The sequence below is a fragment of the Chryseobacterium sp. Y16C genome (genome assembly GCF_022488405.1).
GTDB lineage: Bacteria > Bacteroidota > Bacteroidia > Flavobacteriales > Weeksellaceae > Chryseobacterium > Chryseobacterium geocarposphaerae.
This window is the reverse complement of record NZ_CP092711.1, coordinates 956,305-976,179: the sequence shown is the minus strand read 5'-3', so window position 1 is coordinate 976,179 and position 19,875 is coordinate 956,305. Positions and strand designations below refer to the sequence as shown.

Below are 19,875 nucleotides of genomic sequence, written 5' to 3'. Positions count from 1 at the left end.
TTTTATGAAAATCAAATTAATTATTCCGTTTGTTATATTGATTGTGCTTTTAGGAGTTTCATTTCAAAAGATTCAGGACAAACCTGTTTTGTATATTATCGGAGATTCTACTGTACAGAACGGTTCAGGAAAAGGTGCGGATTCACTTTGGGGATGGGGAAGTTTTATGGATTTGTTTTTAAATACGGATAAAATTGAAATTGAAAATCACGCAAAAGGCGGACGAAGCAGCCGAACTTTTTTAACGGAAGGAAGATGGGATTCCATTATGAAAACTATTAAAAAAGGTGATTATGTTTTGATGCAGTTCGGCCACAATGATGGAGGCGAATTGGCAGATACTTTAAGAGCAAGGGGAACTATTAAAGGTATCGGAGAAGAGTCTAAAGACATCTACAATCCGATCCGGAAAGTAAACGAAACGGTGTATACTTATGGGTATTACATGAGAAAATATGCAAATGAAGCTAAAGAGAAAGGAGCCATTCCAATTATTGTTTCACCGATTCCAAGAAATATTTTTGACAAAGACGGGAAAATAGAAAAAGATAAATATGGTGTTTGGGCAAAAGAAGTTGCAGAGCAAACCGGAGCCTATTTTATTGACCTGAATGAAATGGTTATTGAAAGATATCAGAAAATGGGACCGGAAAAAGTGAAAATTTTCTTTCCAAAAGATCATACGCATACCAATAAGGAAGGAGCAATCTTAAATGCAGAGTTGGTAACAAAAGGAATTAGGCAACTGAAAAAATGTGAATTAAAAAAATATATAAAATAAAATATTATGAAAAAACTATTAACGGCAAGCTTTTTTGTGATGATGATCGGAGGCTTCTCTTCGTGTTCCGCTCAAAAACAAAAAATGGCTCTTCCAAATAAAAAAGAAGTTTTGGAAGTTGCAGAACGTGCCAATCGATATTTTATGAACAAATGGCCTGATCCGGGAAAAGAGATTGTGGGAAAAAAAGTATGGCCGAGTAATCTCTGGACGCGTGCTGTTTATTATGAAGGATTAATAGCTTTATACAAAGTAGATCCTAAAAAAGAATATTATAACTATGCCATGGATTGGTCGCAAAAGCACAACTGGGATTTGATGCGCGGAACATATACACGAAATGCAGACCATCAGGCTTGTGGACAGACTTATATTGATCTTTATGAAATTGATGGGAAGAAAAACCCTGAAAGAATTAAAGCCGTAAAAGCTTCTATCGACAGTATGATTGCAACCAAGCAGGTTGATGACTGGTGGTGGATTGATGCTTTGCAAATGTCGATGCCTATTTTTACGAAGTTGGGAAGAATTACGGGTGACAAAAAGTATTTTGACAGAAATTATGAAATGTATGCCTTTACAAAATACAAGCATGGCGGAAATGGTTTGTACAATGCAAAAGATAAACTTTGGTGGAGGGATAAAAGTTTTGTACCACCCTATAAAGAGCCTAATGGGGAAGACTGCTACTGGAGCCGCGGTAATGGCTGGGTAGTAGCAGCATTAGCCCGTACTTTAGAAGATACGCCAAAATCTGATCCTCATTATAAGGAATATTTACAGGATTATAAAGATCTTTTATCAGCATTAGTTCCTCTTCAGAGAGAAGATGGTTTCTGGAATGTAAGTCTTCATGATCCAACCAATTTTGGTGGGAAAGAAACAACAGGAACGGCTTTATTTGTTTACGGAATGGCGCATGGGATTAACAAAGGTTTAATTGATAAAAAAACATATTTGCCTGTTCTGATCAAAGCATGGAACGCGATTGTAAAAGATTCTGTCCAGCCGAACGGATTTCTGGGTTGGGTTCAGGGAACCGGAAAAGAACCCAAAGACGGACAGCCTTTAGCTATAGACAAAGTTCCGGATTTTGAAGACTACGGATTGGGTTGTTTATTGCTTGCAGCTAGTGAAGTTTATAAATTGAAATAATACAATTACATGATTAATAAGGGTTTAATTAAAATTAAAGAAAATTTTAGTTAAGCCCTTATTTTTTTTGTATAAGATTAATATTCTCAACTCCAATTTTATCATTTCAGATGTGAAAATGGTAAAAGTATTTTGAAAATTTTTGCTTAAAAGAATGAAATTATTCACTCTTTATTCATTTAGTTAATGATTTATTGTATTGAAAACCTGTGTATTAAATAAGATTTAGGAATTCTGAAACGACCTTATTCAACTAATATAACAGAATTGATAAAAAATCTTAGTTTTATTACCGAAAAGAAAATAATAAAATCAGGTGCATGACACTACAAGATGCGCAATCGATTCCATAGTATTAATTTTCAAATTCAATCATAAGCTAAAAATATGAATGCATTATTAGGAGTTTTTTTCCATTTTTTAGGTGGGTTTTCGTCGGGGAGTTTTTATCTGCCCTATAAAAAAGTAAAAGGCTGGTCTTGGGAAACGTATTGGCTGATAGGAGGAATATTCTCTTGGATTATTGTACCACCACTGGCTGCTTTTATGACGATACCGAATTTTTGGGAGATCATCCAGAATGAAAGTTCATCAATATTGGGATTAACGTTTTTGTTCGGTGCTTTGTGGGGGATTGGAGGTTTTACTTATGGTTTAGGTGTCCGATATTTAGGCGTTGCATTAGGAAGCAGCATTATTTTGGGGCTATGTATGATTTTCGGGTCATTGGTTCCTTCTATTTATTATGAATTTTCTCCACAAGGAGGAAAAGATAATATAGGCTTAATGTTTTCCAATACATGGGGACAATTTGTTTTACTAGGGCTTCTGGTCTGCGTAGTAGGTATTATTATCAGTGGAAAAGCCGGAATGATGAAGGAAAAGGAATTGCAAACCGATTCTTTAGATCCTCACGGAACAGAAGTAAAAACAGAATATAAATTCGGATTAGGTTTATTGGTTTCTATTATTTCAGGAATTTTAAGTGCCTGTTTTAATTTTGGTCTGGAAGCCGGAAAACCAATGGCAATTATTGCTAACGATCTGTGGAAAGCTGCAAATCCGGGACAGGGAGAATTCCTTTTTCAGAATAATGTAACCTATGTTGTAGTGCTTTGGGGAGGAATGGCAACTAACCTGATTGGCTGTCTTTATCTTTCATTTAAAAATAAATCGTATACTGATTATAAGAAAAAAAATGTACCTGTTTTAGCAAATATTATCTTTTGTGCATTGGCAGGAACGATGTGGTTTCTACAGTTTTTCTTTTATGGTATGGGAGAAAGTAAAATGGGGAATGGTCCGAGTTCATGGATTTTACATATGGCATTTATCATCTTGATCGCTAATCTATGGGGCGTCATCATTAAAGAATGGAAAGGCGTTTCCAAAAAAACGATTTCTACCATTGTTATGGGGATGACTGTAATGTTTATTTCTATCTTAATTGTAGGATACGGGAATTCTTTGCGATAGATGGCTGGTAAATTTAATATACTTTTTATTATTCATATAGTTTCTGGGTTAGTTGATAACTCTTTTAAGGTACTGATTTTTCAGTACCTTTTTATGTAAGGAATAACTTTTCGGGGGGAGTACTACAGTTTTTGGTAATACTATTTCTTGCGAATTTTAAATTTAATTCAATGTAATGTGATTAAATTTTTAATATTTGTGATTAATGTTTGTGGTTTTCGTATTTATTTGAGTTAAAATATGAATATTTTGATGCAGGATATGGCAGGATGCCGGAATTTCTGTAACGATGTATTTTGGTAAGATAAAAATTGATATATGTCTATTAAAATCAAACAGAAGAATTTTAAGCCGCTTATTGCACCGCTATTTTTGCTGGCATCTGGCTTTGTATTCGGACAAAAGACAGTAAATGACACTGTAAAAAACAAGACTAAAGATATTGAAGAAGTTGTGGTGATCGGTTATGGTAAAGTGAAGAAATCAGACTTAACAGGATCAGTATCTTCAGTTTCAGCAAAAGACTTAGCAGCTACGCCGGCTATGAATGCTTTACAGGCATTACAGGGAAGAGCAGCCGGTTTGAATATTGTGACAGCGGGTGGAGCTCCGGGAGCAGGTGCCAACGTTACAGTAAGAGGAGGTTCTTCAATTACGCAAAGTTCGGATCCGCTTTATATTGTTGACGGTTTTCAGTTAGATAATGCATTAAATGTTATTAATCCAAATGATATTGAAAGTATTGACATTTTGAAAGGAGCTTCTGCAATTGCAATTTACGGAGCGCGCGGTTCTAACGGGATTATCGTGATTAAAACCAAGAACGGTAAAAAAGGAAGAACGGTGATTAACTACAATACGTTTATGTCCTTTGATATGCTTTCGAAAAAGCTTGATATGGTTTCCAATCCGGAGCAATATGTGAAATATCAGTACGAATTGGCGCAGCTTCAGTCAAAAGCATCACAATGGAGTAATGTTTTTGATAATGGTTTAGGAACAGATACACCGGGATTCTATTCCGGAGCATTCCAGAGAATTGCCAATCGTTACGGATCTGCAGCAGCAGTAGACTGGCAGGATAAAATGTTGGGAGGAACAGGAGTAACTCAAAGCCACAATGTAAATGTTTCTGCAGGAAACGATAAAACACAAGCATTCATCAGTTATAATTATAATAAGCAGGATGGTTTGCTTCAAAATTTCAGTGAAACAAGAAACTCACTTCGTGCCAACATCAATTCGGAACTGTATAAAGGAGTAAGAGTAGATTTCAACACTATGTTTACGAATAATTCTTTGAATGGAGGAGGGGCTTATTCAGGAATGAAAAAAATTCTTCTTCAGCCTATTAACGGAGGAACATTGTTTACAACGGACCAGCTATTCAACATTCAGACTTTTCCTGATTTTTCATCTTTAGATTCTGGATTTGATACAGAAAATCCATATATTGAAACCCAGGCATCAACTTCTAACAAACGTACCAGAACTTTCGTCGCTAATGCAGGTATTGAATTTGACTTCTTGAAAAACTTCACATGGAGAACTGCAGGGCAATATAGCTGGACAAACAGTAAAGCAACTTCGTTTTCAGACCGAAATTCCCGTGCCTACCTTACGGATCCTGTAAATACAGGAATTAACGGAAGCATTTCCAATGCAGAGTCATTCCGTTATCAGATCACCAATACTTTAAATTATAATAAAACTTTTGGCGAAAAACATAAAGTAAATGCTTTAATTGGAAATGAAATATGGTATGAAGAATCTGAGGGGAGCAGCATGAGACTGATTAAATTCCCTTATCCTAACTTTGGATTGGATGATATTTCAAATGCAACGGTCTCGGATAAAAATACAGACAGATCAAGCAATAGCTTACTTTCATATTTCGGACGTGTAAATTATAGCTATGACAACCGTTACTTAATTACAGGAACAATACGTGCCGATGGTTCTTCAAAATTTGCTAGAGATGTTCGTTGGGGATATTTTCCTTCCGTAGCGGGAGCATGGCGTGTTTCTCAGGAAAGCTTCTGGCAGGATCACAAAATCAATAACTTTATCAATGATTTTAAATTAAGAATTGAATACGGGGTAACGGGAAATAATGGGGTTTCCAATAATTTATGGAGAACCAATGTTTTACTAACAGATTATCCGATAAATAATACTCAGGGATATCCGGCTTATGTTACAAGTACAAACTGGGGAAATCCTACTCTTCAATGGGAAGAGCTGAGAACGACGAATATTGGGGTGGATCTTGCGTTTTTCAACAATAGAATTAAATTAACATCCGAATGGTACAATAATAACGTCAACAAAATGTTGCTGGAAAGTTTACTTCCGGTTTCTACAGGATACTCAAGACAATATCAGAATATCGGCTCCATGAGAAACAGAGGGATGGAATTTACGTTAAATACGGTGAACTTAAAATCAGAAAGTTTCAGATGGACAACAGATCTAAATATTTCTTTCAACAAATCACGTGTGCTTTCTCTTGAAGATGGACAATTGAATAAAACATTCAGTGTTGGAGGTAGCAGAACAGGGATGGTAACTTATTATGCAACTGTTGGGCAGGAGTTAGGAGATATGTATGGCTACGTTTACCAAGGAATTTATACAACTGATGATTTTATACAGAATGCTGATGGATCATTAACTTTAAAGCCCGGGGTTGTAAAACCTTCTTCCGGAACCCCAAAACCAGGTGATATGAAGTTTGCAGCAGATAATGCAGCCGGAGATCAGTTTACAAGAAAAATGCAGAAAATCGGAAATGGTACCCCTGATTTTATCGGAGGAATAAGCAATAACTTCTCCTACAAAGGTTTTGATCTGGGAATATTTATGAAATTTAGCGTTGGGAATGATATTTATAATGCTACAAAACAAAGTTTGAGCCCCTATGCCATGTTCCAGAATGTTCCTTCAGAATTCGGAAACAATTACTATCATTTAATTGATCCCAATACAGGACTGGCAACAACAAACTTGGTGAGATTAAAAGAACTTAATCCCGATGAAGGTTCCAGACTTTGGAGTTTAAGCAATACCAATACAGCGAATATCGCTTATCCGTCATCATATTATGTAGAAGACGGTTCATATTTGAGAATTGCTCAGATCACATTAGGATATTCTTTCCCTAAAGATTTTTTGAGCAAAGTAATGTTAACCAATGCCCGCATTTATTTTACAGTTAATAACGTAGCAACCATTACAGGATATTCAGGCTATGATCCTGAAGTTTCTGCAGCGAGTGGGGTGACAGTTACCCCTGGATATGACAGTTCTACTTATCCACGTTCAAGAAGTTATGTTCTTGGGCTTAATTTAACTTTCTAATATGTAATATTTAAATCATGAAAAAAATATATAATTCTCCCGGATTTTTAAAAAAAATAATCATATTTCCCTCGGTTTTTGTTGGGGCTCTATTGATGAATTCATGCAGCAATGATTTTCTGGATCAGCCTGCTTATAATTCTTTGGATACGGAATCGGTATTTAATAATATAGATACGGCAGAAATGTTTGTATTAGGCTGCTACAGAGGTTTGATTCCAACAGAAATGTATTATCAGCTGGGAGCCGGAGACACAGTTATTCACTCTTCTGAAGACGGTTCAACAAATAATTCAAAATATAATATTTGCAATTACCAATTTGATGCCTACACTCCCAATACAGTAACAGGAGTTTATTCTGCAATGTACGCCGTTATTGAAAGAACCAATATTGCCGTGAGCGGATTGAGCAAAATGGAAGCAAGTACAAAACGTGATGCTTTATTAGCAGAAGTTAAAGCGATTCGTGCATTTTGTTATTATAACTTAATCCGTGTTTACGGAGATGTTCCTTCAGTTTTTAAACCATTGGATGAGATGGATCCGAATGATCCAAGTACACTATACCCTAAACGCTCTTCACGCGATGAAATTTACGATCGTATCATTGGTGATCTCCAGGAAGCTGTGTCGTTAATGCCAAGTTTTGCACAAAGCGGATATTCTACTACAGAACGTTTAACTAAACAATCTGTTAATGCTTTATTGGCGAGAATAGCCTTATATGCGGCAGGATATTCTCTTCGTTGGGATCTTAATACAGGAAGTGGTGCAATGATGTCTCGTCGCAGCGATAATAATAGAGTTCAGCAGCTGTATCAGATTGCAGATAATGCCTGTGCAGCTATTATTAACGGAGGAACTAATTCTTTAGTTCAGGCCCAAAGTGGTAAAAGTGGCTTCGAGGCATTATGGTTCAATTTCTGCCAGAGAAAATTTTCAGTAACCAATCCGGAGATCATGTGGCAAATCGCTGAGTATGGAGCTAACACCAATTCTGCTTTTGGAGTATATGCTAATGAAGGCTCTCGTGGAGGAACCTATGGTTCCAGAAAAGCATTGCAATTTGTACTTCCTAGTTATTATTTGTCTTTTAATCAGGGAGATACGAGAAGGGATGTGTCTTGTACCTCATACAGTATATATTTCCTAAACAACGGTACGGCAAGTGATACCTGGGTAAATGCAGGAACTACATTCTCCTGCATCATGGCTGGTAAATTCAGAATGGGATGGTGTGTGGCACCTCAGGCGGCAGATGCACGTAACTTGAATATTCCTATTCTAAGATATGCAGATGTTTTATTGATGTATGCAGAAACACAAAACTACTTAAATGGGGGACCTACTGCGGCAGGAACAGCTGCTTTACAACAAGTGAGAACTCGTGCTGGAATAGGTTCACTGCCTATACCAAGCGGTCAGCAGGCATTTGAAAATGCAATTGTTCAGGAGCGTAAATGGGAATTTGCAGGAGAGTTTAATCTTCGTACAGATTTAATAAGAATGAATCGTTTGGCAAGTGAAATTGAAGCCACAAAACAGGCAATGAAAAACTTATCAAACAAAACAGGACCATATGCCAGTACTCCCGTTTACCGTTTGTATAAACTTGAAAAGAATGCGCAAGTGTATGGGGATCCATTTTTAGCTTTAAAATATATTGATATTACAAGTCCTTCAGAAATTGCAACAATTACAAATGTTCCAACAAGTTCTACAGGTTTCGATGCTTATCAGACTGCATTAAGAGCTATTGTAACAGCACATGGACAAACTACAACAATAAATGACAAATGGTATCCTACCAATATGTTCCAGGCTTATAACAGTACATTTAATACCAACGCTAAAAAAACGGCAGGTTTTATAGGCGGTTCTGCAGGACAGCTCCAGATAGGAAATATCATTTATACCAAACCAACAGGCTCGGCAGAAAATGGAGGAACCTATCCAAACTGGATCGAAGGTGGAGGAGACGGTCTTTTCTATGGATTTGTACAAAACAAAACAGAATTACTTCCTTTCGCCGCAGCATCTGCAGGTCATCCTTTGGTTGATAACCCCAATCTGACCCAGCTTCCTGGATATTAATCAATACCACATAGAAAATTTAAACATTAAGAGAATTCAGTTTTTCTTAATGTTTAAGTTTTAAAAATCAACAAATCATAAAATACGAATCATAATAATCCAATAATATTGATACAAAGTAAATTAAGCTAAAAAAAATCAAACGTTAATTTATCTTTAAAATCAGTATTTACCAGTATAGTACGGGATGCTGTAACAAATATTACCATCTACTTTTGGGTTATAATTTAGAAATATAAGAGACAAACAATGGAAAAAGTAAAAACATTCAAATACGTAGACTATCTATGGGATGAAAATAAGGCGGCGGCTTTAGGAGATGATCAAGTTGCTTTATTTTTATATCGTTCAAACATTCTGGGAGCTGATTTAAGAATCACGAATTATGGAGGAGGAAATACAAGTTGCAAAACCATAGAAAAAGACCCGCTAACTAATGAAAATGTTGAGGTAATGTGGGTGAAGGGTTCAGGCGGTGACATCGGAACTCTGACAAGAAAAGGAATTGCAGGTTTGTATACCGAAAGGCTACGAAACTTAAAAAATGTTTATCAGGGTTTAGCAGACGAAGACAGAATGGTAGGTCTATTCAACCATTGTATTTTTGATCTGGACAGCAAAGCGCCTTCTATTGATACACCTCTTCACGGACTTCTTCCATTCAAACATATTGATCATCTTCACCCGGATGCTTTAATTGCAGTAGCTGCAGCAAAAGACAGTGAGAAAATCACAAAAGAAATCTGGGGAGATACAATGGGATGGGTTCCTTGGCAACGTCCCGGTTTCGATTTAGGATTACAACTTGAAAAATGTTTAAATGATAATCCGGGGATCAGAGGAATCGTTTTAGGAAGCCACGGTTTGTTTACCTGGGGAGATACTTCTTATGAATGCTACATCAACAGCTTGGAAGTTATTGAAATGGCTTCTGAGTATATTGCCAAAAAAATTGAAGAAAACGGACAGGTTTTTGGTGGTCAGAAAGTAGAATCTCTTTCTCCGGTTGACCGTAAGATCAAAGCGGCTCAGATCATGCCATTGCTGCGTGGTTTGGCTTCTTCGGAAAACAGGATGGTAGGTCATTTTACAGACAGCGATACCGTTTTAGAATTTATTAACAGCAACGATTTGGATCGTTTGGCTCCATTGGGAACTTCATGTCCTGATCATTTTTTAAGAACGAAGATTCAGCCGTTGATTTTAAGTCTCTCTCCAAATGAAGATTTGACAGATTCAGCTGCAGTTTTAAATAAACTGACTCCTCTTTTCGAACAATACAGAGAAGAATACAAAGAATATTACGAAACGTGTAAACATCCGAACAGCCCTGCAATGCGCGATCCGAATCCGGTGATCATCATTTATCCTGGAGTGGGAATGTTCAGTTTCTCAAAAGATAAGCAGACAACGCGGGTTGCAAGTGAATTTTATGTAAACGCAATTAATGTAATGCGTGGTGCTGAAGCAATTTCAGAATACACATCTTTGCCAAGACAGGAAGCTTTCGACATCGAATATTGGCTGCTGGAAGAAGCTAAACTTCAGAGAATGCCAAAAGAAAAACCATTGTCAAGAAAAATCGCTGTTGTAACCGGAGCCGGAGGCGGAATCGGGCAGGCAATTGCTGATAAAATGGTTCAGGAAGGGGCAGTGGTAGTATTCACAGATTTAAATCAGGAAGTTTTGGATTCCGTAACGGCGAAATACAACAAAGATCAGGCTGTAGGGGTTCCGTGTGATGTAACGAACGAACAGGCAATCGCAAACGCCTTCAAAGAAACGGTTTTAGCTTTCGGTGGAGTAGATATCATCGTTCATTCCGCAGGTTTGGCAATTTCTAAATCATTAGAAGATACTACCACAAAGGACTGGGATTTATTAGAAGACGTTTTGGTTAAAGGCCAGTTTTTAATGATTAAAAATGGTGTTGAGATCATCAAAAAACAAGGTTTAGGAGGAGATATTGTCAATATTGCAAGTAAAAATGGTTTAGTTGCAGGGCCAAATAACGTGGCATACGGAACGGCAAAAGCGGCGCAACAACACATGACAAGATTATTGGCCGCAGAATTGGCGACTGATAAGATCAGAGTAAACGTTGTAAATCCGGACGGAGTTATCGTTGGAAGCAAAATCTGGGAAGGTTCTTGGGCAGAAGGCAGAGCAAAAGCAAACGGAATTTCTGTTGAAGAATTACCTGCATTTTATGCAAAAAGAAACTTATTAAATGAAATTATTCTTCCTGAAGATATCGCCAATGGAGTTTTTGCTTGTGTTGCCATTTTAGATAAGAGTACAGGAAACATCATCAATGTAGACGGCGGAATGGCAAATGCTTTCCCAAGATAAATTGCAAAACAGATAATTATTAAATTGCTGATTAATTTATGTTGAAAATAAATAAAATTAAACCATTAAGAATGATTTAGGAATTAATTAAGAGTAAGGATTTGCTGGCAAATTTAAGTAAGGATCTTAAGAAATTTATTTCTCTTAATTATCCTTAAAAACTTAAAAATCTTAATGGTTAAATTAATTTTAGTCTGTAATAAAATCTTCAGTTTAAAAATTTAAAAAATCAAATCATGATTATAGAAAAAGGAATACTTGAACAGTACAATAAAAATGAAGTTGAAAATTTTAATATAGATTTTGATTTTCTACAAAATAAACTAACAAAAACAGGAGTAAATGTTGCTGAAATCGTCAATAAGATTGCCGATTTTCAGGTAGCTATTCCGAGTTGGGCATTAGGAGCAGGAGGAACCCGTTTCGGAAGATTTTCTTACGGTGGCGAACCTGCAACTTTAGAACAAAAGCTTGATGATGTTGGATTAATTCATGCTTTAACGCATTCTGCAGGAGCCGTTTCATTGCATATTCCATGGGATATTCCGAGTGATGTGAAAGCAATCAAAGAAAAAGCCGCTTTTCACGGACTTGTTTTTGATGCGATGAATTCTAACACGTTCCAGGATCAGCCGGATGCAAAACATTCCTATAAATTTGGATCGTTAAATTCCGTAAATGAAGATTCAAGAGCGTATGCTGTGGAACATAATAAAGAAGTGATCAGAATTGGAAAAGAATTAGACTCAAAAAGCTTAACCGTTTGGTTAGCGGACGGAGCAAGTTTTCCGGGACAGTTGAATTTCCAGAATGCTTTGTCAAAAACAGAACAGAGTTTAAAAGAAATCTATGCAGGAATGCCGGAAGACTGGAAATTATTCATCGAATATAAGCCTTACGAGCCTAATTTCTATTCAACAACCATTCAGGATTGGGGAACGTCTTTCATGTTGGCGAATGCTTGCGGTGAAAGAGCATATACATTGGTAGATTTAGGGCATCATTTACCCAATTCAAACATTGAGCAAATTGTTGCGACATTGATGTATAAAGGAAAACTAGGAGGTTTCCATTTTAACGACAGTAAATATGGAGATGACGATTTAACGGTAGGATCTATCAAGCCTTATGCGTTATTCTTAATCTTTAACGAATTGGTATACGGAATCGAGAATAACCCTCAAAACCCTTACCCGGCTTGGATGATCGACGCAAGTCATAACATCAAAGATCCGTTGGAAGACCTGATCCAGTCTTTAGAAGCGATTTTAATTGCTTATGCGCAGGCACTTTTAGTAGATCAGAAAGCATTGAAAGATGCTCAATTGAATAATGACGTTGTTCGTGCGCAGGAGATTTTACAAAACGCGTACAGAACAGACGTTCGTCCGTTACTAAGAGCTGCAAGACTACAGACAGGTGCAGCACTGGATCCGATCGCAGTTTACAGAAACCTTAGAGTAAGGGAACATTTAATCTCTGAAAGAGGGCTGAATGTAAAAGCGACGGGATTATAATCTGTTTAAAATTGATAATTTGAACTTTCAGGTGCAATCGAAAGTTTTCAATTATATGTATCCTTATTTTTTTAATCATTAAGGTTGAAAGTGTTTAGATTATTGGGATTTTAGGTATAACGCCTCAGAAAATAGTGGATTTTTCTTAATAAATTTTAATATCTGAACACTCCTTAATGGTGTAAAATGAAATACACATGTAAAACCAATCTGAAAAGAAATTATTTCGTTTCATCATATACAATTTAATTCATCTCAGGAATGTCTAAAAAAAAGGTAACCATCGTATTTGATATTGGAAAGACCAATAAAAAATTCTTTTTATTTGATAAAAATTATAAAGAGGTCGTTCGCGAGTACACAGAACTGCCGCTCACAACAGATGAAGATGGCTATCCTACAGAAGACCTTGCTGCCTTACAAAACTGGATTAAAGATAATTTTAATGCCATTTTGGATGATGAAAATTATGAAGTAAAAGCCATAAATTTCTCTACCTATGGAGCAAGTTTTGTACATCTGGACCAGAAAGGAAATGTTCTGACACCATTGTACAATTATACCAAACCGATGGATCAGGAAATTCTTGATCTGTTTTACGAAAAACACGGCAGCAAACTGAAAATTGCCCGTGAAACGGCTTCTCCTCAGGCCGGAATGCTGAACTCTGGTTTGCAATTATTCTGGTTAAAATATAAACATCCTGAAGTATTTAAAAAGATCCGTTACAGTCTTCATTTACCTCAGTATTTATCCTATTTGTTTACCGGAATTTGTGTGTCGGAATTTACTTCCATAGGCTGCCACACCAATTTGTGGGATTATGACAAAGCCGATTATCATGACTGGGTATACGAAGAAGAAATCGATGCCTTATTGCCACCGATTGTACCGACTTCTGCGAGCATCAATACTTCTTACAGAAACAAGAAAATTAAAATAGGTGTTGGAATTCACGACAGTTCTTCAGCACTTTTACCTTATATTTTAAGTAAAAAAGAACCGTTTTTATTGCTTTCCACAGGAACCTGGAGCATTTCCTTAAATCCGTTTAATGATGAAAGCTTAACTGATGAAGACATCGAAAACAACTGTCTGAATTATATGCGGATAGATGGGAAACGGGTGAAAGCCTCCCGGTTTTTCATGGGAAATGAGTACAAAATTCAGGTTGAAAAACTATGTGCTCATTATGGAAAAGAATATGGTTTCCACAGAGAAGTTCAGTTCGATCAGGAGTTGTATCTTCGTTTAATGAAACACAAAGCGGTATATTTCCGTTTTGAAGGCATTATTTTAAAAAGAAAAATGATCAGCGCAACAGATTTAAATTCTTTTGCTACTTTTGAAGAAGCCTATCATCAATTAATGATCGAATTAATGGATTTACAGATTCATACCATTAAAAATGCGATTGGAAACTCAGAGATTAAAACCATTTATATTGATGGCGGATTCACCGATAATGATGTATTCATGAAGCTGATGTCTCACCATTTCCAGGATTATCATGTGATGTCTACGCATTCTCCTTTGGGTTCTGCACTGGGGGCTTCCATGGTGATTTCAAATAAGAAAATCGATGATACTTTTTTGCAGCAGCATTATCAGATGAAAGTACTTCAGCCTTTAATTCTTAATGTATAAAATATTTTAGTTGTTGGTTATCAGGTGATGGCAAAATCTCAAAAACTAACAACTATTAACAAACAATCAACAACTAATTATGTCATTTCCATTCGATACCCGTTACGCTTCTCTTGAATTATTGATTGAAAGAGCAAAAAAAAGAATGCCTCGTTTTGCCTTCGAATATCTGGATGGAGGCTGTAATGAAAACATCAACAGAGATCGTAATACAAGCGAATTGAGAGACGTTTTGCTTCGTCCTCGTTATTTGAATAATACGTATGCAGAAGCGAATATGGAAACCGAATTATTCGGGGTAAAATATTCGGCACCTTTCGGAATTTCTCCCGTTGGCTTGCAAGGTCTGATGTGGCCAAACGCTCCGGAAATTTTAGCAAAAGCAGCTTTTAAACATAATATTCCTTTTATTCTAAGTACCGTTACAACAAGCAGTATCGAAAGAATTGCAGAACTGACGGAAGGAAAAGCTTGGTATCAATTGTATCACCCGAGAGAAGAGTGGTTGAGAGATGATATTCTCGATCGTTGTGAAGCTTCCGGTTATGATGTATTGTGTGTGTTGTCGGATGTTCCTACTTTCGGATACAGAGCAAAAGAGATCAGAAATGGTTTGGCAATGCCTCCTCAATTGAATTTCAGAAATGTTTCTCAGGCGTTGGCAAAACCTCAATGGTGTTTGGAAATGCTTAAACACGGTGTTCCGAGTTTTAAAACTATGGAAAAATACATGGATAAAAACATGAATGTGAAACAATTGGGACAGTTCATGAACTCCACTTTTTCAGGTAGATTAAATTCAGATAGAATCAAAGCAATTCGTGATAAATGGAAAGGAAAATTGGTTATTAAAGGTGTTGCTTCTGATGAAGATGCAGAAGAAGCGGTACGTTTAGGATTTGATGGGATGATTATTTCCAATCATGGAGGAAGACAGCTTGATGCCGGTGAATCTACAATTGCTGTGGTAAAAGAAATCAGTGAAAAGTATAAAAATCAGATTAAAATTATGATGGACAGTGGAGTAAGAACCGGTCCTGATGTTGCCCGTGCTTTGAGTTGCGGTGCTGAATTTACCTTTATGGGAAGAACTTTTATGTATGCAGTCGGAGCTTTAGGAGATAAAGGGGGAGATCACATTATTGAAATGCTGAAAATGCAGTTCAGACAGGTGATGGAACAGGTATGTTGTGAAAAGCCGGAAGAGCTGCAAAACTTTAGAGTAAAAAAGTAATACAGTCTGTCATTCTGACGAAGGAAGAATCTTAAACTTTTTAAAGATTCTTTCTTCGTCAGAATGACAAAAACCACAAAGCTAACTTTGTGGTTTTTTATTTTTAGAATCTTGAGATTACTTTTTCTTTTCAGATTTCACCGCCTGTCTTGCCAACAATTTCCAGTCGTTCTTTACTTTAGCCCAAACTAATAAAATATCCAGTGTCACATCACCCGGAGCTTTTCCTTCATCAGCAGTCGTTGCATAAAAATGATGACGTACAATTGCCGTATTTCCAATAATATTTACCGTTTGATTCGTAATATCAATAGTTAAAAAATCAGATTTTTTGCTGACTAATTTTTCTACAAATTCTTTTGCATCATCAATATGACCTCCGGAATGGCCATAAGTTAATTCCGGTAGAATTAAAGATTCTAGCTCAGATTTTTCTCCACTGATCATGGCTAATCTTAATTTTTCAGCAACGGCATTCACTGCATCTTTATCATTGATTTTTTGCGCTGAAACGGTAATTGCCAATATAAAGCTTATGGCAAAAATTAATTTTTTAATCATAATTGAATATAGTTTTAAAGGTATTTATTGTTAGAGCATATTATGCAATCGATTGCGCTTTAGAATGAATTTATGTAAGGAATTACATTTTAAAGAGAATCCCTCTGAATAAATTTAAATACATTATTCACAGACTCCTTTTTATTTTTTAAGATCATGTACGCTGCAGATTCTCCCATCGCTTTAAAATCTGTTGTAATTACAGTAATTCCCAACAATTCTTTCAAAGGGGTTTCGTTGTAGGAAATAATTCCGATATCCTCGCCTAATTTTAAATTATTTTGTCTTACCTGCTTTACCAGATTCACCAAATCGCGTTCACGAATGATAATGAAAATATCTTTCTGTAATTCCATATCAGGATAGATTTCATCCAGAATTTCATAGTCCAGTTTAAAATCCCTGCAAAAATTCTCAAAACCACGTACAATACGGAAAGGATAGGGATGAATCGATTTATCAGGATATACCAAGATAATTTTTTCGTATTTCCTGATTTTATCCAGACCTTCCTTCAAAGCGTCATAAATATCATGTTCAAAGTCCTGAAAAATGGAGCCGTATTCCCCTGAAATATTAGGTTTGGTATTATCCAGTATCAGCAGTTTATTCTTCGGAATTTTTTCGATCATATTAATCACTTCCTGTGTGGAGCTCGTATGTTTTGACTGTTCATCGCGGAAGTGAGGCATGATGACATAATAATCAAAACCGCCAAGATTCTTCTTTAATGAATTGATAAAAAGCGTTTCATCACAATGGTAAATATACATCTCTACATTGCCTTTGGAACCGATTGCATTGACGAAATAATTATAGATCATCATTTTATAGGTACTCGGTTTGTTGATCAGAAAGAAGATATTGATGATATCATTTTTATTCACACGGGAAATGTAATATCCTTTGCCTTTTACAGATTCGATAATTTGCCTTTTCCTCAGCTCTTTGTAGGCTTTTTCTACTGTATCTCGTGAAAGAAAACAGGATTCACTAAGCTCATTGATGGAAGGGATTTTTTCTCCGATCTGGATCTCTCCGCCATCAATTCCATTCAGAATAGAGTCTACAATCTGCTTGTATTTCGGCACTCTTGAATGTTCATTAATGTAAATTTCGAATGTTTCTGCCATGGCTTTAAATAAAAGGAATTTAGCATCAAATTAAGAAATAACTCTAAAATTTGACTTACAATCATGGGAGACAAGTTACGAATTTTTTATAAGTTATTCTTTAGGTATGTTGAATTAATAACGATACAATTATTCAACTAAAATTAATGTAAGAAATATGTTTATTTAAGAAGGGAATCAATGGATTTTAATTATCAGTTTTAAACCTTTGAATTGATACAAATGAAAAAGCCTGCTCTTTTCAGAACAGACTTTGAACTATATGAATGTGAAAAAAATTAAGGCATTTTCTTAAAACCTTCTGCTTTTATTTTCCAGGAACCATCCTTTGGAAAGCCCGGAAATTCACCGGTAGAATTGTCCCAGCCTTCCAGCATCATTGCAACCGTGGTTAAAACGCCGCCGTTTCCGGGAAGATAAATTCTCAGTCTTCCATCCTGAAAATTATGTCCGTTTTTCAGATACATATTGGTTTGAATATCCATAAATAGAGCATCCAGAGCTTTGTTAGGAAGACCTAATCTTGCTGCCGTCATTGCCGTCATTGGGAAATCCCAACCCCATGTATGTTCCCAGTTCCATCTTTCCCAGACGATATCCAACGTATTTTTCATAATCTTTTTATCCAGTTTCGGAGATTCAGGGACCATTCCTAATGCACCCAAAACCGCAGGATGATCGGTCATCCATTTCGGAAATGTGAATGAATCTTTTGCGGATTCTGTAGATAAATAAACCCCGTCCTGAACCGGAAGCGGAGCCAGTTTTGAAATAATGTCATCCCATTTTTTATCTCTCGATTCACCCAATCTTTCTTTCCATTGCTGAGCGACTTTCAAAGCCCAATCCCAATATGCTACTTCGTAAGTCGGGTTATAAGTATCTTTCGCAGGAAAAACCTCCTGTGCTGGAATTACTCCTTTTCCTAAGTTATAACGATTTTTTTCTTTGTCATACGTGGCAAAATCAGCCATAAATTCTGCTGTTGCAAAAACCAGATCCTTATATTTTTCCAACACTTTTTTGTCTTTGTTATGACGGTACAAAAGTTCGGTCATGTAAATCAAATGCGGTTGTTCCCAGATCAGAAATGCGGCTACGGAAGACGGGCTTTCATTACCATCATTATCCGACATTTTAATCCAGCGAACTCCTTTGTAGCCTTGTCTTTCCGCTAATTTTTTAGCTTTATCAAATGACCTGAAATAATAATCCAATTGTTTTTCCAAAATTTCCGGTCTTCCCCACAAAGCAAAGTGAACGCCGTGCCACCAATGCATTTCGGTGTGTGGTTTTCCGTACCAGCTGTTAAATGTCAACCCTGTTTCCTGCGGTGGATTGCTTCCTCCACACTGAACCTTGGTTAAATATTCAGACAGAATAATTCTGCGTTCCAGTTCGTTGGCTCTTTTATCCGTACTTCCTTCAAAATCAACGGCTGCACCGCTTTCCCAGAAGTTTTTCCAACCTGAAATACTTTCTTTTTCAGCATCAGCAAATAAACTTTTACTTAATTTTTGATTTTTCTCTGAAAACTCCACAGTCAATTCAACCGTTTTGTTTGCTGAAGAAGGTTCGTAAACGAAATAATGTTTTCCTGCTTCACTTAATTTTCCATCGGTAAAATACATTTGCGTAAAATAATCCGCAGTCTGCAACTGATGCTCAATTAATCCCTGTGTTGAGTTTGATGAAACAATTCTTGTCGAATGTTTATCAGCGTTTCCGTAAAAAGCCGCTTCATCCAAAAACTGTCCGCTTGGATAAGGATATTTTACAAAAACTTTGAGTCTCTTCTGCTTTACCAAATCCGATTCGATTTTAACACCGATTTTATCTGAATTCTGGAAAGAAGCCGTCCAGACTTTTACAGGAGTTCCTTCCAAAGTAAATTCACTTGTAATAATTCCCGTCCACAAATCAATTTTCTGATTGATGTTTTGAATATCTGAAACCTGTGCTTTTTGACCGTTCTTTTTAATCAGTTCAATCCCAACATTTCCCAACTGCAAACGATGTTGATTGACTCTAAAATATTCAACGGCTTTTTTGTTACGTTCAGGTTCTTTAATTTGAACGCTGTACAACGCTTTTCGACCGTCATTATTAAAATCATAAGGTTTTAAAGTTTCCTCAAATTTATAATTTTCGGTATTCGGAAAACTGTTCCAGCCCCATTCTGACTGCGTTCCAAGAGAAATCCCATTCTTATAATATTCAGGAAATGACTGCATTCCGGTGATGTCAACAGTGTAGGCAAATTTTCCGTTTCCAACCGTTAAAGTTGATAAAGTATCTGCTTTTACATTAACGATATTATGTCGCTGAACGACTTTTTTACGGTCGATTTTCTGGGCATTCAGGGACGAAAACCCGATGCAGAAAAGACTTAGATATATTGCAATTTTTTTCATTTTTAAATTTTTATTTTATGTTTTCACGTTTGTCATTCTGAACATAAACTGAAGGTTTACGAACGTAGTTCAGAAGTGCAGTGAAGAATCTCAATTTTCTAATAGATTCCTCGTTCCTCGGAATGACAAATCGTCAGTTATATTTTTAT

The 19,875-nt window shown here is 36.3% G+C and carries 12 protein-coding genes; 9 read left to right on the top strand and 3 right to left on the bottom strand.

Annotated elements, in window-relative coordinates; genetic code table 11:
- The first annotated feature begins 4 nt into the window (after positions 1-4).
- From MKS83_RS04190 to MKS83_RS04150, 9 genes are all read left to right on the top strand, one after another.
- A complete protein-coding gene (locus MKS83_RS04190; protein ID WP_240582096.1) occupies positions 5-781 on the top strand; it encodes a rhamnogalacturonan acetylesterase in 777 nt (258 codons plus the stop codon).
- Positions 782-787: 6 nt separating this feature from the next.
- Complete coding sequence (locus MKS83_RS04185; protein ID WP_240582095.1) at positions 788-1,936, top strand: glycoside hydrolase family 88 protein; 1,149 nt, start codon at positions 788-790, stop codon at positions 1,934-1,936.
- 387 nt (positions 1,937-2,323) lie between these two features.
- Complete coding sequence (gene rhaT, locus MKS83_RS04180; protein WP_240582094.1) at positions 2,324-3,412, top strand: L-rhamnose/proton symporter RhaT; 1,089 nt, start codon at positions 2,324-2,326, stop codon at positions 3,410-3,412.
- A 318-nt stretch (positions 3,413-3,730) separates the two neighbouring features.
- Complete coding sequence (locus MKS83_RS04175; RefSeq protein ID WP_240582093.1) at positions 3,731-6,772, top strand: SusC/RagA family TonB-linked outer membrane protein; 3,042 nt, start codon at positions 3,731-3,733, stop codon at positions 6,770-6,772.
- Positions 6,773-6,789: 17 nt separating this feature from the next.
- A complete protein-coding gene (locus tag MKS83_RS04170; protein ID WP_240582092.1) occupies positions 6,790-8,868 on the top strand; it encodes a RagB/SusD family nutrient uptake outer membrane protein in 2,079 nt (692 codons plus the stop codon).
- A 249-nt stretch (positions 8,869-9,117) separates the two neighbouring features.
- The gene (locus tag MKS83_RS04165; protein ID WP_240582091.1) at positions 9,118-11,220 is read left to right on the top strand and encodes a bifunctional aldolase/short-chain dehydrogenase; all 2,103 of its coding nucleotides are present in this window, start codon (positions 9,118-9,120) and stop codon (positions 11,218-11,220) included.
- 236 nt (positions 11,221-11,456) lie between these two features.
- Positions 11,457-12,737, top strand: coding sequence for a sugar isomerase (locus MKS83_RS04160; protein WP_240582090.1), 1,281 nt, complete (start codon positions 11,457-11,459; stop codon positions 12,735-12,737).
- Between the two features lie 261 nt (positions 12,738-12,998).
- The gene (locus tag MKS83_RS04155) at positions 12,999-14,384 is read left to right on the top strand and encodes an FGGY-family carbohydrate kinase (protein WP_240582089.1); all 1,386 of its coding nucleotides are present in this window, start codon (positions 12,999-13,001) and stop codon (positions 14,382-14,384) included.
- A 79-nt stretch (positions 14,385-14,463) separates the two neighbouring features.
- Positions 14,464-15,618 (top strand): alpha-hydroxy acid oxidase, encoded by a 1,155-nt coding sequence (locus MKS83_RS04150; protein WP_240582088.1) that lies wholly within the window; start codon positions 14,464-14,466, stop codon positions 15,616-15,618.
- Positions 15,619-15,735: 117 nt separating this feature from the next.
- Here MKS83_RS04150 and MKS83_RS04145 read toward each other — a convergent pair whose 3' ends face one another.
- The 3 genes from MKS83_RS04145 to MKS83_RS04135 all read right to left on the bottom strand — a co-directional run bounded on the left by MKS83_RS04145 (position 15,736) and on the right by MKS83_RS04135 (position 19,726).
- Complete coding sequence (locus tag MKS83_RS04145; protein WP_240582087.1) at positions 15,736-16,179, bottom strand: nuclear transport factor 2 family protein; 444 nt, start codon at positions 16,177-16,179, stop codon at positions 15,736-15,738.
- An 89-nt stretch (positions 16,180-16,268) separates the two neighbouring features.
- Positions 16,269-17,312, bottom strand: a complete 1,044-nt coding sequence (locus tag MKS83_RS04140) for a GntR family transcriptional regulator (protein WP_240582086.1) — start codon at positions 17,310-17,312, stop codon at positions 16,269-16,271.
- 278 nt (positions 17,313-17,590) lie between these two features.
- Positions 17,591-19,726, bottom strand: coding sequence for a hypothetical protein (locus MKS83_RS04135; RefSeq protein ID WP_240582085.1), 2,136 nt, complete (start codon positions 19,724-19,726; stop codon positions 17,591-17,593).
- Positions 19,727-19,875 lie beyond the last annotated feature (149 nt).

Coding starts and splice junctions, on each gene's coding strand:
- MKS83_RS04190 (WP_240582096.1), top strand. CDS start 5: ATGAAAATCAAATTAATTATTCCGTTTGTTATATTGATTGTGCTTTTA.
- MKS83_RS04160 (WP_240582090.1), top strand. CDS start 11,457: ATGATTATAGAAAAAGGAATACTTGAACAGTACAATAAAAATGAAGTT.
- rhaT (WP_240582094.1), top strand. CDS start 2,324: ATGAATGCATTATTAGGAGTTTTTTTCCATTTTTTAGGTGGGTTTTCG.
- MKS83_RS04170 (WP_240582092.1), top strand. CDS start 6,790: ATGAAAAAAATATATAATTCTCCCGGATTTTTAAAAAAAATAATCATA.
- MKS83_RS04165 (WP_240582091.1), top strand. CDS start 9,118: ATGGAAAAAGTAAAAACATTCAAATACGTAGACTATCTATGGGATGAA.
- MKS83_RS04185 (WP_240582095.1), top strand. CDS start 788: ATGAAAAAACTATTAACGGCAAGCTTTTTTGTGATGATGATCGGAGGC.
- MKS83_RS04155 (WP_240582089.1), top strand. CDS start 12,999: ATGTCTAAAAAAAAGGTAACCATCGTATTTGATATTGGAAAGACCAAT.
- MKS83_RS04145 (WP_240582087.1), bottom strand. CDS start 16,179: ATGATTAAAAAATTAATTTTTGCCATAAGCTTTATATTGGCAATTACC.
- MKS83_RS04135 (WP_240582085.1), bottom strand. CDS start 19,726: ATGAAAAAAATTGCAATATATCTAAGTCTTTTCTGCATCGGGTTTTCG.
- MKS83_RS04140 (WP_240582086.1), bottom strand. CDS start 17,312: ATGGCAGAAACATTCGAAATTTACATTAATGAACATTCAAGAGTGCCG.
- MKS83_RS04150 (WP_240582088.1), top strand. CDS start 14,464: ATGTCATTTCCATTCGATACCCGTTACGCTTCTCTTGAATTATTGATT.
- MKS83_RS04175 (WP_240582093.1), top strand. CDS start 3,731: ATGTCTATTAAAATCAAACAGAAGAATTTTAAGCCGCTTATTGCACCG.